The organism is Pseudoalteromonas sp. Angola-4, assembly GCF_028599265.1.
Lineage (GTDB): Bacteria > Pseudomonadota > Gammaproteobacteria > Enterobacterales > Alteromonadaceae > Pseudoalteromonas > Pseudoalteromonas atlantica.
The window spans coordinates 276,551-291,225 of sequence record NZ_JAQREK010000003.1; the positions used below are offsets into that span (position 1 = coordinate 276,551).

At 40.7% G+C, this 14,675-nt stretch carries 10 protein-coding genes; 3 read left to right on the plus strand and 7 right to left on the minus strand.

Translation table 11 applies throughout. The features are described from left to right. Nucleotides 1-11: 11 nt before the first annotated feature. From PSH48_RS05980 to PSH48_RS06000, 5 genes are read right to left on the minus strand one after another with little or no spacing between them, the layout of a single operon-like run. On the minus strand, nucleotides 12-2,549 hold the full coding sequence (locus tag PSH48_RS05980) for a glycogen/starch/alpha-glucan phosphorylase (protein ID WP_273611116.1): 2,538 nt from the start codon (nucleotides 2,547-2,549) through the stop codon (nucleotides 12-14). Further along, a complete protein-coding gene (gene glgX / locus PSH48_RS05985) occupies nucleotides 2,542-4,605 on the minus strand; it encodes a glycogen debranching protein GlgX (protein WP_273611117.1) in 2,064 nt (687 codons plus the stop codon). Before glgX ends, PSH48_RS05980 begins: the two co-directional genes overlap by 8 nt. Then, nucleotides 4,598-6,817 carry a 1,4-alpha-glucan branching protein GlgB gene (glgB, locus tag PSH48_RS05990; RefSeq protein ID WP_273611118.1) on the minus strand — a complete coding sequence of 740 codons (2,220 nt, stop codon included), beginning with the start codon at nucleotides 6,815-6,817 and terminating at the stop codon, nucleotides 4,598-4,600. The genes glgX and glgB overlap by 8 nt, the downstream gene beginning before the upstream one ends. Further along, nucleotides 6,810-8,807, minus strand: a complete 1,998-nt coding sequence (malQ, locus tag PSH48_RS05995) for a 4-alpha-glucanotransferase (protein ID WP_273611119.1) — start codon at nucleotides 8,805-8,807, stop codon at nucleotides 6,810-6,812. The genes glgB and malQ overlap by 8 nt, the downstream gene beginning before the upstream one ends. A 9-nt stretch (nucleotides 8,808-8,816) precedes the next feature. Next, complete coding sequence (locus PSH48_RS06000) at nucleotides 8,817-9,119, minus strand: isoamylase early set domain-containing protein (protein WP_004586437.1); 303 nt, start codon at nucleotides 9,117-9,119, stop codon at nucleotides 8,817-8,819. Nucleotides 9,120-9,492: 373 nt separating this feature from the next. On the opposite strand from PSH48_RS06000, the gene PSH48_RS06005 reads away from it, so the two are divergent. Then, nucleotides 9,493-10,425, plus strand: a complete 933-nt coding sequence (locus PSH48_RS06005) for a hypothetical protein (RefSeq protein WP_029774473.1) — start codon at nucleotides 9,493-9,495, stop codon at nucleotides 10,423-10,425. Nucleotides 10,426-10,477: 52 nt separating this feature from the next. Here the strand turns inward: PSH48_RS06005 and PSH48_RS06010 are convergent, their stop codons facing one another. Continuing rightward, the gene (locus tag PSH48_RS06010) at nucleotides 10,478-11,650 is read right to left on the minus strand and encodes a cellulose-binding family II protein (RefSeq protein WP_273611120.1); all 1,173 of its coding nucleotides are present in this window, start codon (nucleotides 11,648-11,650) and stop codon (nucleotides 10,478-10,480) included. Between the two features lie 128 nt (nucleotides 11,651-11,778). Then, a complete protein-coding gene (locus PSH48_RS06015; protein ID WP_031289416.1) occupies nucleotides 11,779-12,207 on the minus strand; it encodes an Lrp/AsnC family transcriptional regulator in 429 nt (142 codons plus the stop codon). Between the two features lie 182 nt (nucleotides 12,208-12,389). On the opposite strand from PSH48_RS06015, the gene PSH48_RS06020 reads away from it, so the two are divergent. Beyond that, nucleotides 12,390-13,595, plus strand: a complete 1,206-nt coding sequence (locus PSH48_RS06020; RefSeq protein WP_273611121.1) for an aspartate aminotransferase family protein — start codon at nucleotides 12,390-12,392, stop codon at nucleotides 13,593-13,595. Nucleotides 13,596-13,640: 45 nt separating this feature from the next. After that, nucleotides 13,641-14,675 (plus strand): arginine N-succinyltransferase, encoded by a 1,035-nt coding sequence (astA, locus tag PSH48_RS06025; RefSeq protein ID WP_154944711.1) that lies wholly within the window; start codon nucleotides 13,641-13,643, stop codon nucleotides 14,673-14,675.

Sequence of the window (14,675 nt, forward strand, 5' to 3'; positions counted from 1 at the left end):
ACTCTCTCCGTTTAGTCTGTGCTCTTAGTGGCATGGCTCGTAGTTGCGTGTAAGTCTGTTTCACTAATAGTTAGGGGGGTTAGGTGCCAAATATCTTCACTGTATTGGCTTATGGTTCTATCGCTTGAAAATATGCCGCTTGCGGCCGTATTTAAAATACTCATTTGCGTCCAATGCGTTTGGTCTTGATACGCAGCCTCTACCTGCTTTTGCGCTGCCACATAGCTTTCAAAGTCATGTGCAACCAACCACGGATCGTCAGGGCTTTTAATAGCATTAATAATGTCGTCAAATAAATTAGGCTCAAACAGGTTAAATTGCCCGCTTTCGAGTAACTGCATTACATGGCTTAGGTCGCTGTTTTGCTCTATTAAATGTGAAGGGTTATATCGCGATTTAATATCATCAATTTGATGAGCCTGGGCACCAAACAAAAAGAAATTATCAGCGCCAACAGCGTCTCTAATTTCAATATTCGCCCCATCTAACGTACCAATAGTAAGCGCACCATTCATCATAAACTTCATGTTACCAGTGCCTGATGCTTCTTTACCTGCGGTCGATACTTGCTCTGATAAATCGGTTGCAGGGCAAATAGTTTCCATTGCGGTTACATTATAATTTGGCAAAAACGCAACTCGTAAATAAGGCGCTGCAAGTGGGTCTTTATTAATAACCTCAGCTACGTTATTAATTAACTTAATTATTTTTTTAGCCATGTAATAACCAGGGGCGGCTTTACCCCCTAGCAGCACACAACGTGGTACTAAGTTTGTGGTATCGCCTCGGCGTATACGATCGTATAAATGAATAACATGAAGTACATTTAATAACTGGCGCTTGTATTCGTGAATACGTTTAACTTGTACGTCAAACATCATCTCTACATCAAAATCAACACCACAGCGCTCTTTCACTAAATCGACGAGACGTTGTTTGTTTTCGCGTTTAACATTTTGCCATTGCTGATGAAACGCGGTGTCGTCGAAGTAGCGGCGTAATTGGCTTATATCTGCAAAATCGCTAACCCATTTTGAGCCAATTTTTTCTGTAATTAAATGACTCAAGGCCGGGTTGCAGTGCGCTAACCAACGCCTTGGGGTAACCCCGTTGGTTTTATTATTAAACTTGTTAGGCCAAAGCTCATAAAAGGTTTTAAATAGCCCTTCTTTTAAAAGTTGGGTATGTAGTGCGGCCACACCATTTACCGAATAGCTACCCACAATCGCTAAATAAGCCATGCGTATTTGCGGCACGTCGCCTTCTTCAATTAACGAAAGCGCGCGCTGTTTACTTGCATCGCCTGGCCAATGCTGAGCCACTTGCGCTAAAAAGCGGGCGTTTATTTCATAAATAATTTCTAAAATTCGCGGCAATAGTTTTGCAAAAAGCGGCACCGACCATTTTTCTAAAGCCTCTGGCAATAGCGTGTGGTTAGTGTAAGCCATTGTGCTGGTTGTAATTTCCCACGCGTTATCCCAATCAAGCTCGTAGTCATCAACCAAAATGCGCATTAACTCTGCCACGGCAATACTTGGGTGCGTATCGTTTAATTGAAATACATGATGTGCTGCAAAGTCACTAAAGTCTTCGCCGTATTGTTCAACCCATTGCGATACGATATCTTGAATACTCGCTGATGATAAAAAGTACTGTTGGCGCAATCTAAGCTCTTTACCATTTTCACTGCTGTCATTTGGGTAAAGCACCATTGTGATTTGTTCTGCTAGGTTTTTTTGCGCTACCGCTTCTGAATAACTCCCCGCGTTAAACTCGGTTAAGTTAAATTCGTCGGTCGCTTCTGATTTCCATAGCCTTAGCGTATTAACAATGTCGTTTTTATAACCAGGAATAGGCACATCATATGGCACAGCTAATACGTCGTTACAACCAACCCATTGACGGTGTTCGCGCCCATGTTTGTCGGTATAACTTTGTACGTGCCCAAAAAACTTCACTCGTTGTGATTGCTCAGGCGCGGCAAGCTCCCACGGGTGCCCCTCACGAAGCCAGTTATCGGGTTGCTCAACTTGGTGGCCATTTTTTAATGATTGGTTAAACATACCGTATTCGTAACGAATACCGTAACCAACCACGGGAAGTGCAAGGCTTGCACAACTATCTAAAAAGCAGGCAGCTAAACGCCCAAGGCCACCATTACCTAGCCCTGCATCGTGCTCGGCCTGGGCTACGGTTTCAATTGTGGTGCAATACTCTTGCAGTGCACTGGAGACTTGTTCGTCTAAGTCGAGATTTAAAATTGCATTACCAAGTGCTCTACCCATTAAAAATTCTAGCGATAGGTAAGCTGTTTTACGGCGTTTTTCTTGCTTGATTTGTTGTTTGGTTTCTCTGCAACGTGCAACCAGCCGATCTCTGATTGTCAGCGCAAGCGCATGATATAAATACAGTTGCGACTCACCCACTTTGTCACGCCCTAAACTGTAATAAAAGTGCCGAGTTAAATCATCTTTTAAAGTGCTTTCATCAATTACAGGGCCTTCTTGCCACCCTTTTACCACACACACATTTTCGTCTTGCTTAGACATGACCATCGTCCTCTAAATTTGCACTAAAAACCCAGCTGCTTTGTGCTGAAATTTCGACTATTGCATCCTCTTTACTACTCACCGATGCGTTATGTACACTTGATAAAACCATGTCCCATTGCGCCGCGATTGGCGATGGGGGTAACTTACAAAAAACTGTTTTTTTACTCGCATTTAAAATGATTAATAAGGCGTATTTATTTTGCTTATCTAACAAGCTATACATTAAAAACTGGCGCAGTGGCTCGTGCCAATGCTCGTTGGTCATTTTTACGCCTTGCTCGGTAAACCATTTAACCGTAAAGCGCTCGTCAATATCTTCTGAAAACACGCTGTGTTTAAACGCACTGTGACCACGCCTTATTTTTAGTGCATCGTCAATAAATCGGGTTAGTGAATGATTTAGCTGTGAGTCTTTCCATGCCAACCAACTGGTGCGGTTATTTTGACAATACGCATTATTATTGCCCCCTTGCGAGTGACCCATTTCACTGCCTGAGGCAATCATAGGCACCCCTTTTGAGAGTATTAGTGTAAGTAAAAAGTTCTTTTGTTGCTGCAGCCTTAGGGCAATAATTTTGGCATCATTAGTAAATCCTTCAACACCACAATTGGTGGAATGATTAGCGCTGTGGCCATCGCGATTTTGCTCGCCATTCGCTTCATTATGTTTATGCTCATAACTCACCAAATCGGCAAGCGTAAAACCATCATGGCTGGTAATAAAATTAATACTGTTTAGCGGCCCGCGCTGGCTGTGCTCAAAAATATCAAATGAGCCATGAATACGCTTTGCTACATTTGCAATAACGCCTTCTTCGCTTTGCCAAAATCGGCGTATTACATCTCTGTATTGGTCATTCCACTCTCGCCAAGGTGCAGCAAAAGAACCCAGTTGATAACCTCCTGGCCCTATATCCCAGGGCTCACTAATAAGCTTTACACGGCTTAATACAGGGTCTTGTTCAATGGCTTGAAAAAACGCATGGGCGCTATTAAAACCATGGGCATTTCGGCCTAAAATGGTGGCTAAATCAAACCTAAATCCGTCTACTCCCATTACTTGCACCCAATAACGTAAGCTATCAAGTACCAGCTTTAAGGTTTTAGGATGATCAATATTAATGGTGTTACCGCAGCCTGTATCGTTTATATACACCTGAGGCTTATCAGCCACCGTCCGGTAATAAGCTAGGTTATCTAGCCCTCTGAGCGATAAAATCGGCCCATCGGCGCCCGCTTCTGCGGTGTGGTTATAAACCACATCTAAAATAACCTCTATATCCGCTTTATGAAGCTCGCTAACCATGCGCTTAAATTCGTTAATGTCATCATCAACTAAATAATCTTTATGCGGGGTAAAAAAGTTGAGCGTGTTGTAGCCCCAATAATTTTGCAGCCCCTTTGCCGTTAAAAACTGCTCACTTATAAAAGCATGCACAGGGAGCAGCTCTAGTGCGGTAACCCCTAAATTATGTAAATGCTCAATAAAGCTAGGGTGGCTTAAGCCTAAAAATTTGCCTTGCAAATTTTTAGGAATATTAGGGTGTCGGCACGTGGCGCCTTTTACATGGCACTCATAAATAACGGTATTAGACCAGCTATGGTTTGGCTTCTTATGTTTATAAGGCTGGCTATTTATAACCCGTGATTTAGGTATATCAATGGCATTATTAACGGTGCTTTTCGTGCCAATAGGCATTTGCCCATAGTGGCGCTCACTCCATGTGAATTCGCCAAATAAGTCTTTTGCATAAGGGTCAATCAGCAACTTGTGCTCGTTAAACAGCAGACCTTTTTCAGGGCTGTACTCCCCTTCTACGCGATAACCATATAATGCGCCTTCAGCTAAGGGCGCTACATGGGCTGTCCATATACCGCCTTCGTTGATATGCATGGTTACTTTTAATATTTCAGAGTGCCCGCTTTTATCAAATAAGCACACATAAGCTTGTGTTGCCTTAGGTGCGTACAAGCTAAAGTTAACGCCGCCACTGCTAATAGTTGCGCCAAGTGGCTGTGGTTGCCCATGTGAAACCTCAAATCGATTACTCATCTTCAACCTTTTGTAAATAAATAGTCGTTAACCCGCCCATTGCAATTTTAATGCTGTGCGAAAAGCCATGAGCGCTTGCCTTAACGCTACTAACCGTGGCGTTTTTGTTTGCTGTTACTTTAATACCTGAGCCAAAAAAAGCGTCATCATCGGTGTTTAAAATAACCTTATATTTACCCGCTGCGGGTACCCCAATTTCATACTCTTGATAAGAAACAGGCGTAAAGTTTGCCACTACTACAATAAAGTCGTGGGCATTTTTAGCATAACGTACAAAACTAAATATACTTTGCTCGTTATTGTTGTTATCTATCCATTCAAAACCCGCAGGGCTTGAGTCGAGTTCATACAGTGCAGGCGACTTTTTATAAACAGTATTAAGCGCTTGTACAGTGTTTTGTATACCGCGGTGGCTTTTATGCTCTAGCAAATGCCAATCAATAGAATGGTTGTGATCCCACTCTTTTCGCTGTGCTATTTCGCCTCCCATAAACAACAGCTTTTTACCGGGGTGCGCCCACATAAATGCGTAATACGCGCGTAAATTGGCAAATTTTTGCCAATCATCACCAGGCATTTTTTCAATTAGCGAACCTTTTCCATGTACAACTTCGTCATGACTTAGCGGTAAAATGTAATTTTCGCTAAATGCGTACACCATAGAAAAGGTCATTTCGTGATGATGATGCTGCCTATAAAGCGGATCATGTTGCATGTAATGAAGGCTGTCGTTCATCCACCCCATATTCCACTTGTAGCCAAAGCCTAAGCCATTGTGATCAACACTTTGAGTGACCCCCGGCCACGCGGTCGACTCTTCAGCCACCATCATAATGCCCGGATTATTTTTATAACTACGCAAATTTACCTGCTTTAAGCACTCAATAGCGCCAAGGTTTTCTCGCCCACCATAACAATTGGCAACCCATTCACCTTCTTTGCGGCTGTAATCTAAATAAAGCATTGAAGCCACCGCATCTACGCGCAGTCCATCAAGGCCAAATTGCTCTAGCCAATACATCGCATTAGAGATTAAAAAGCTTTTAACCTCCGGGCGGTCGTAATTATAAATATAGGTATTCCAATCAGGATGAAAGCCCTGTCGAATATCGGCATGTTCAAATAAATACGTGCCGTCAAAGTGGTGTAAACCATGCGGATCACTAGGAAAATGCCCAGGCACCCAATCAAGTAGCACGCCTAAGTTTGCTTTGTGACACTGCTGTACAAAGTATTTAAAACTGCTGTAATCACCAAAACGACTAGTTGGTGCAAACAACCCCACCGGCTGGTAACCCCAAGAACCATCAAACGGGTATTCACTTATTGGCATTAATTGAATATGCGTAAAGCCCATTTCAAGCGTGTAATTAACCAGTTTGTCGGCAAGTTCGCTATAGCTTAAATAGCGGTTTTCTTCAGCCCTTTGCCATGAACCTAAGTGCACTTCGTAAATACTTATGGGCGCGTCTATATGGTTACGCTTTTGACGATTTTTAAGCTCGCTATCACTGAGCGAAATAGCCGTTGCTTGCTGTTGTAACACACTGGCCGTACCCGGGGATTGCTGCATTTTAAAGGCAAACGGATCTGCTTTTTCAAGCACTTCGCCTTGCTGTGTCACAATAGAAAATTTATAACAGGTATCGGGCTGAAGCCCTGCGATAAAAAGCTCCCATACACCACACGCAGGATGAAAACGCATATAATGACGATTAGCTTGCCAAAGGTTAAATTCGCCAATAACAGATACACTGGCTGCATTTGGCGCCCACACACAAAAACGCACTCCATCAACCCCTTGTTGATTAATAAAGTGTGCGCCTAAATGTTTATATGCATGCTCTAAACTGCCTTCGTTAAATAAATACATTGCATCTGTATCTAGGCTGCTTACAAAGCTATATTCATCGTAAAAACATAATGCTGAGTTTGCATATTCAACGTTGCACTTATAAGGCTGGGAGGGCATTTCGTTGCTTGTTGCAATAAATAAATCGCTACTGTTATAACGCTTAGCAATAACTTTTTTATCATTAATAATAATATTTACATTTTTAGCCGCGGGTAAATACACGCGTATTTCGTAGCCATTTTTATAAGCATGTGCCCCTAAAAAACTAAAAGGGTCTTTAAATCTGCCGCCTTGAAGTGCAGTTACCTGTGCGTCGTAATGGGTCTGTAATGAATCCTTTGGTGCGGTACTACTCATATCCTTTCCTTATTGAATTAACTGCAGCCAAAGTACTGGCATTATTTTTAAAAATAGCGTTGCTTGAATGAGTTAAAACACGGCGCCAATTTGGGTATTCGGTATTAGTACCGGGTATATTCACCGGATACGTTTGTTTATCTAAATCATCAAGCTGAAGTGCAAATAAACGGGTCTCACTGTGTGCAAGTGCTTTGGCAAGTTCACCGTAAACGCACATAGCATCGCTAGTTTCGCTAAGTTGCTCTGCGCTATGTAACTGTATAAAACGCAGTAATCGTTGTTTTTCTTGTTGTCGTTCGTGCAATTGCTGTTGGTACTGCTGATCATCAATAAGCTGATACTGGCGTTTAATATCTAAATCATCTGTTTGCCACCAGCCGCAAAATGGCGGTACGTCATGATTCGCTATCATAATTAAACAATGCTTAGGTAATTCTTGTAACGGTAAAAACTCACCATCATGTTGTTTTTCAAAATAAAATAAGCTATTTGAATAAATACCACTTACAGCAAGTGCGTGTTTTACCTCGGGCGGGACTATGCCTAAGTCTTCACCTATTACTATGCACTGATTAAGGTGAGACTCTATTTTTAAAATAGCCAATAAGTGCTCGAAAGGGTAATAAACATAACAGCCATCTTGTGTATGGTTATTTTCAAAGCACCACCATAAGCGCCTTAGTGCCATAACATGATCAATGCGCAAACCGCCAACGCCTTGCATGTTTGCGCTAATAAGTGAGCGATAAAAGGCAAAGTGATCATTTTTTAATTGTTGCGGGTTAAGCGCAGGCAGCCCCCAATTTTGCCCTGCTTGCGCCCAAGGGTCTGGCGGTGCGCCAACATTGGCATTATCACTAAAAAGTGATTGCTGAGATTGATACTCAACGCCATCTCCTGCACAACCAACAGCAAGGTCATTAATTAAACCTATTGCCATGCCTTTATTTAAACAGTGCTGCTGACAATGGCTTAATTGTAATTTAGCCTGCCATTGTAAGTAGTAATCAAAGGTAGGATTGGCTGAATTTAGCGTAGTTAGGGTTTGGGCGTTTTGTTTGCAAAACTGGGCAAACTCATCGCGTCGTGAAGCGCTGGCATGTGCTTCAAAATGACTAAATAGCGCTTTAAATAATGTATATTTAACTGCGCTTACTTTTTCATAATTTATAAACTGTTCATTGCTGTTAAAAAGCGCTTTTACCTCATCACTGTGTAACAAAGCATCTAATTGTGGATTGTTTTTAGCATCAGCTGATAGTTCAACACAAATGTACAAAGGATTTAATAACGCACGGCTATTAGGGCTATAGGGACTGGCTCGCTCACTTTGCTGTGCAAACAGCAAATGTAATGGGTTGAGTAATATGTAGTCCATGTGCTGCTGCGCACATAAGTCACATAGCTCTAGTAAATCATTAAAATCCCCTATACCTAGGCCTGCTTTGTTTTTAACTGTGTACAACTGCAGCGAAAGTCCAGTGCGCTTAGTATCATCTACTTGAAAAACTTTTTCTGGGGTGGCCCACAATTGAATCTCTTTGCTTTGCTCCCCTACACTAACCAGCGCCTGATGATAACCTACCGGAATAGCCCCTAACGGCACTGCTACTTCAATATAACGCACGCCATGTACATAGTAATCGCCAGTGATGGCCAAATTATGTAAGTTAGCACGCTCATAGGTAACGTTTAACTGTGGCAACGTTATCGCAACAGGTAAATCAAGTTGACGCTCATCTATGCGAATATAAAAAAGGTTATCAGTTAAATTCACTAAGCTGGTATCGGGTGCTAACTCTAACCAAGGCGCAACATCTAATTGATAATTAAGCTGTGCTATTTGGTGTTCATCTTCGGTATTTACACCACAACATTGTAAGGCACGTTTGCGCGTGTCTTCGCTAAATATAACCTGCTCGCCCGTGTATTTAGTAAACTCATAACCAATACCGTGCAGATAAAACAACTGCGAAAGTGCGTCCATTTACTCGCCTTAATTTATGCGTTGAGTGTTCACTATGCTATTTTCTGTGCCAAATGTATTAGGTAGGTAGTCATCTGCTTGGTGGTCATTATCCCAAATATCACCATTAATTAAGTAACGAAAATGAAACTGCTGATCAACTGGCAAGCGTTGCTTACATTTAAATACCCCTTCTTTTTTATTAAGCTTCATAGGCACCGGCTGCCAATCGGTAAATTCGCCAAGTAAACTTACTTGCTCTGCATCAGGGTGGGTAAACTCAAAGGTAACTTCAGCTTCATTTTTTGTTTTGAAAAAACGTTTATTCAACATAGTAGGCTCCAACTAAACCAAAATGGGTACTTAATCTTTGCCACAGGGCCGATACAACACTTTAAAGGGCGATGTGGGGTGCATTTAAACATCATTAAACGCGGGTAATTTAAACAAACTTTTATTTACGCATTATTACAGTGCAAAAAAGTTTTTAGCTGCACATATAAGGTGCGATTACGATAAAAATTTTCGCTTATTAATGACAAACTAATGTACAGCAAGTATTAAACCAACTTAATCATTTTTCATTATTAATATATTGAGCAAAAAATCGTATAAAGGTTCACACTAACCTATAAAATTCTTTCGTTATCAGTGTGCTTAAGTAATAATACACAGCATCTTACGTCTCTGAAATACCAAAAATTTCATGTTGAAAAAAAGCATTTTATTTACTACGGTAATTGTATTTATTGCACTTGCCTCCTTTGTAAGCCTTTCTGTATATACCCTTTATAGTAAAAAGCAATTATCAGTAGACCCTAAATTAAAAGAAATTTCAGGCATTGAGTTTGATAAAAAAAAGCGCTTGTGGGCGATTAACGATGGCGGTGACGACCCTAAACTTTATCGCCTGGGCGAAGATGGCGCTATTGAAAAAGAAATCCTTGTTACGAATGCTAAAAATATAGACTGGGAAGACATGACGCAAAATAAATTTGGTCATTTTTTCTTAGGTGATTTTGGCAATAATAAAAACGACAGAAAGTGGTTAACTATCTATAAAATAGAAAACCCAATAGATATAAAAACAGAGACCACCGAAGCCGAAATTATTAAATTCACCTATCCTGAAATGGATGGCACTCCCATTACTCCTAACAAACGCAACTTTGATTTAGAAGCCTTTGTAGAATACAAACGCCATTTATATTTATTTACCAAAAATAGAACCGAACCTTTCGATGGCATAACCAATGTTTATAAAGTGGGCGATCATGCAGCCAATTTTGATGCTCAGTTAATTGATTCATTTAAAACATGCACAACTCTAGAAAAACTCTGTTGGATCACATCCGCTGCTCTTAGCCCTGACAGGACTAAACTTGTGTTACTTGATTCTACAAGCATTTGGCTGTTCGAGAACTTTAAAGGCGACAAGTTTTTTTCTGGTGATGTGTCTCGAATCGATTTAGGTATTGTCACGCAAAAAGAAGCGATCACCTTTTATGATGATAATACACTTATTTTTACCGATGAAGAATTTAAAGGGCTGGTAGGAGGAAATGCTTACGTTATTAAATTAAACGAAGCACAAAAAACCGTTATCAGACAAGCGCCAAAGACTGCCGTAAATAAATAGCTACACAAAATTTTGCTATACAAGCGGGCTTTAATAGACGCTGCACACGCTATTAATTTAATGCGTTGTTATTAAATGAGTGCAGCGCTTTTTCTACATCAACTCCCAAAATAATAACGCCAATATGATCGCCCTTCGCATTTTTTATGGGTAGACTTAATTGCACCTGAAAATGATGTGTTGAAGCATCATATTCAACACTGTCAAAGCGATACACTAAAGACTGCTGGTATACGAGGCTAAATTTATTCTCATCCCCTTGCCAATAATCACTGGTGATTTTGCTTATAGCCACATTTTTACCTTGCTTATCTGTCACTATAATTTCGGTAATTATGCCTTTGAACTGCCTTTGCCATTGTTTTAAATATAATGAAGCATCAGTAAATAGCATATTTTTAGCTAAATCATGTTGATGTGTTTTAACTTCTTTTATCCAAAGCTCGTCAGCGAGTTTAAGCGCTTTGTTTTTCAGCTTTATATGGTTACTTTGCGCCGCGGCATCGGTAATTATTGGCTGTGAAATTAACGCCTTGATTGGCTCTAACAACGTATTTAGTATTTGTACTTGTTCACCCTGTGATAAATAAAACGGTGCAGGGGCACATTGAGGAATCGTTTCGTTGAATTTTTCTAAAAAAGAAGGGTGCGAATTAATAAGCTTATTAGCAGCAAAAACACCTAAAGGCACATAACGATAAAATGAGCGCGGGTAGGCAGATGCGTCAATACCTAAGTGATCGGCAGCATTATTAAAGTCATCTAAATCAAGTAATACCTTGTCTACTCTATGATGGTGAAGTACGTTTACTATTTCTTCTAGCGAGTTTACTTCAAGCAGCGAGGTAATATTTTGCGTTTTAAACCAATTAGCCTGATAACTGCCATGGACCACGCCATAACGTAATTTTTTCGGGTCTTTATTAACGCTATCGGGATGAGTAAACCAGTACCAATTTTCTAGGTAAATAGGTGACGACAACTTACCATACTGGCTCATCTCAGAGGTTAAATGCGTTGTAAAATACCCATCCAACCTATCTTGTTTTACCTCGCGACGAGCCCTCAGCCAAGGTAACGACTGCAACTCAAATGGCATGTCCATATTGTGTAAAATACATTGCACTTGGTTAACCGCATTATCTGGTGTTGTAAGCGATACATTGGTACCTAATTTTAAGGGTTCAGTTAAAGTTAAAAGTGCAAAAAATAACGTTGTGGGCATAATCCATTGCTAAATAATTGTGTTAATTACAATAAGTATAGTAAGGCTTTGCCAAAATACCTAACTTCGATAAAATTAAATATTAAGTTAAATCAATAGGTAACCTTTCGCTTCAGTAACACTATACTTTAACGCTTAAATTTTGTTTCTAAAATCACTGACGACGTTGTGCGCTCTACCCCATCTAAATTACCTATATCATCAAGTAAATGGCTTAGCTTTTCTAAGTTTTGCGCTTGCACTACAGCAATTAAATCAAACTCCCCACTAATGGCATAAAGCTGAGAAATAGCATCAATCTGTTTAAGTTCTAAATTGGTTTTAGTGGTGAGTTTTTGCATCACCTTTATAGATACATGAGCCGAGACCATACTGGTCAAATAGTCTTCACCGTAGTCTACGCTATAGCCTTTTATAACTCCTGTTTCTTCAAGTTTTAACATACGGCTTTGCACGGTAGAGCGCGATAAATTAAGCATGCGTGCCAAGTCAGAAATACTGGCTCTTGCATTGGTTTTTAAAATTGAAAGTAGCTTTTCGTCTTGTGAAGTTATCATATTGCTTATTAATTTCGTTATTTTGACTTTTATTGTAATCATTTTTCACAAAATAGCACTGCAAATTTAACCTACAACCTTCGATAATAGTGCTTAATAACAAAAATTACCTAGCTGAGAAAACGCTAACGTTTTTATTTTGCTAATCTTTATTCAATATTCACAATTTTTAGGTGTACATAATGCAAGTAACAAGAGACTTATTTAACGATGTAATGGTGCCAAACTACAATCCGTCGGCAGTTATTCCAGTGCGCGGCGAAGGCTCACGTGTGTGGGATCAAAATAACAATGAGCTTATTGATTTTGCAGGCGGTATTGCCGTTAATTGTTTAGGCCACTGTCACCCAGCGCTTGTATCTGCTTTAAAAGAGCAAGGCGAGAAAATTTGGCACTTATCAAATGTAATGACTAATGAGCCAGCCCTGCGTTTAGCACAAAAAATGGTTGAAGCGACATTTGCTGATAAAGTGTATTTTGCAAACTCAGGCGCAGAAGCCAACGAAGCGGCTCTTAAGCTTGCTCGTCGTTTTGCACTTGACGAACACGGCGAAGATAAATCACAAATCATTGCGTTTAACAAAGGTTTTCACGGCCGTACATTTTTTACTGTGACGGTGGGCGGACAAGCTGCTTACTCTGATGGCTTTGGCCCTAAACCTGGCGACATTATGCATTGTGATTACAACGACATTGCAGCATTTGAAGCACTTATCAGTGATAAAACATGTGCCGTAATGATGGAGCCACTACAAGGTGAAGGCGGCATTATTTCACCTACCGACGAATTTGCTAAAAAAGTACGCGAGTTATGTACTAAACACAATGCACTGCTAATTTTTGATGAAGTACAAACAGGCGTTGGCCGCACTGGCGATTTATACGCTTACGAAGGTTTAGGTGTAGTGCCCGATATTTTAACGACAGCTAAAGCTTTAGGCGGTGGTTTTCCTATTGGCGCTATGATCACTCGTACTCATATCGCCGAGCACTTAAAAGTTGGTACGCACGGCTCTACGTACGGTGGTAACCCACTAGCTTGTGCAGTAGCAGAAGCTGCATTTGACACCGTAAACACACCGGATGTACTCAACGGCGTTAAAGAGCGTGAACAACTATTTCGCGATGGTTTAAATGCAATAAACGAAAAATACAACGTATTTAGTGAAGTACGTGGTAAAGGTTTACTTATTGGTGCGGTATTAAACGATAAATTTGAAGGCCGTGCACGTGACTTTTTAGTTGCCAGTGCTAACAATGGTTTAATGAACCTTGTTGCAGGCATGAATGTTATTCGTTTTACCCCTTCTTTAGTTATTCCATTTGAAGATATTAAAGAAGGCCTAGCACGCTTTGAAAAAGCAGTAAGCGACGTAGTAAACGGCTAATTTAATTAAGCGCGCCTTAGGGCGCGCTGTTGGAGCAAGTAATAAATGCAAGTATTACGTCCTATTACCACTGAAGACTTTGCTGCACTTAAGCAAATTGCGATTGAATCGGGCCATGGGTTTACCTCACTTCCGGTTGACGATCAGCAATTAAAAGACAAAATAGACCGCGCCGAAAAAAGCTTTGCTAAAAATATCAATCAGCCGTTAGATGAAAGCTACCTATTTGTTTTAGAAGACAGTGAAACAGGTGAGGTCATTGGCACAACCGCCATAGAAGCCGCTGTTGGCTTATCGGTGCCGCTTTATCATTACCATTTAGGTAAAACAGTACACCACTCGCCTACACTTAATGTTTATAACACCGTTGATATTTTAAGCATGTGTAACGATTACACCGGATGCTCTGAAATATGTACTTTGTTTTTGCGCGAAAACAGCCGTAAAGGCTTAACCGGGCGCTTTTTATCACGCTCACGCTTTTTATTTATGGCGCAGCACAGCGAACGCTTTGCCGATACAGTGATTGCTGAAATGCGTGGTGTAAGCGACGAAGATGGTCATTCACCGTTTTGGCAGTGGCTGCAAGAGCACTTTTTTAGTATTGAGTTTCCCAAGGCCGATCATTTAGTGGGGCTTGGCGATAAAGTGTTTATTAGTGAGTTAATGCCTAAATACCCTATTTACGTAAACTTACTCAGTAAAAAAGCCCAAGCAGTGATTGGCAACGTGCATGAAAAAACTAAACCGGCACTTAAACTGCTCGAAAAAGAAGGTTTTGAGCACCGTGGCTACGTTGATTTGTTTGATGCAGGCCCAACGGTAGAAGCCAAACTTGGTAATATTCGCAGTATTCGTGAATCTCAAGTATGCCCTATTACTATTGGCGAGCTGGAACATATTAGCCAGCACAGCTCAGATACTTTAGCCGTTTGTAATCAAGGTGTAAGTGGGTTTAGAGCAACCTTTACCCAGCACGCCCACTATAACCACGCTAAGCACACATTAGTAATAAGCCAAGAAGTGGCTGATGCCCTTAATTTATCCCAAGGAGATGCAGCGCGTTTTTTCCGCCTGTAA

Excerpts from the sequence above, each read along its gene's own strand:
- astA (WP_154944711.1), top strand. The coding sequence starts at position 13,641 with ATGCAAGTATTACGTCCTATTACCACTGAAGACTTTGCTGCACTTAAG.
- glgX (WP_273611117.1), bottom strand. The coding sequence starts at position 4,605 with ATGAGTAATCGATTTGAGGTTTCACATGGGCAACCACAGCCACTTGGC.
- malQ (WP_273611119.1), bottom strand. The coding sequence starts at position 8,807 with ATGGACGCACTTTCGCAGTTGTTTTATCTGCACGGTATTGGTTATGAG.
- PSH48_RS06015 (WP_031289416.1), bottom strand. The coding sequence starts at position 12,207 with ATGATAACTTCACAAGACGAAAAGCTACTTTCAATTTTAAAAACCAAT.
- PSH48_RS06020 (WP_273611121.1), top strand. The coding sequence starts at position 12,390 with ATGCAAGTAACAAGAGACTTATTTAACGATGTAATGGTGCCAAACTAC.
- PSH48_RS06010 (WP_273611120.1), bottom strand. The coding sequence starts at position 11,650 with ATGCCCACAACGTTATTTTTTGCACTTTTAACTTTAACTGAACCCTTA.
- PSH48_RS06005 (WP_029774473.1), top strand. The coding sequence starts at position 9,493 with ATGTTGAAAAAAAGCATTTTATTTACTACGGTAATTGTATTTATTGCA.
- PSH48_RS05980 (WP_273611116.1), bottom strand. The coding sequence starts at position 2,549 with ATGTCTAAGCAAGACGAAAATGTGTGTGTGGTAAAAGGGTGGCAAGAA.
- glgB (WP_273611118.1), bottom strand. The coding sequence starts at position 6,817 with ATGAGTAGTACCGCACCAAAGGATTCATTACAGACCCATTACGACGCA.
- PSH48_RS06000 (WP_004586437.1), bottom strand. The coding sequence starts at position 9,119 with ATGTTGAATAAACGTTTTTTCAAAACAAAAAATGAAGCTGAAGTTACC.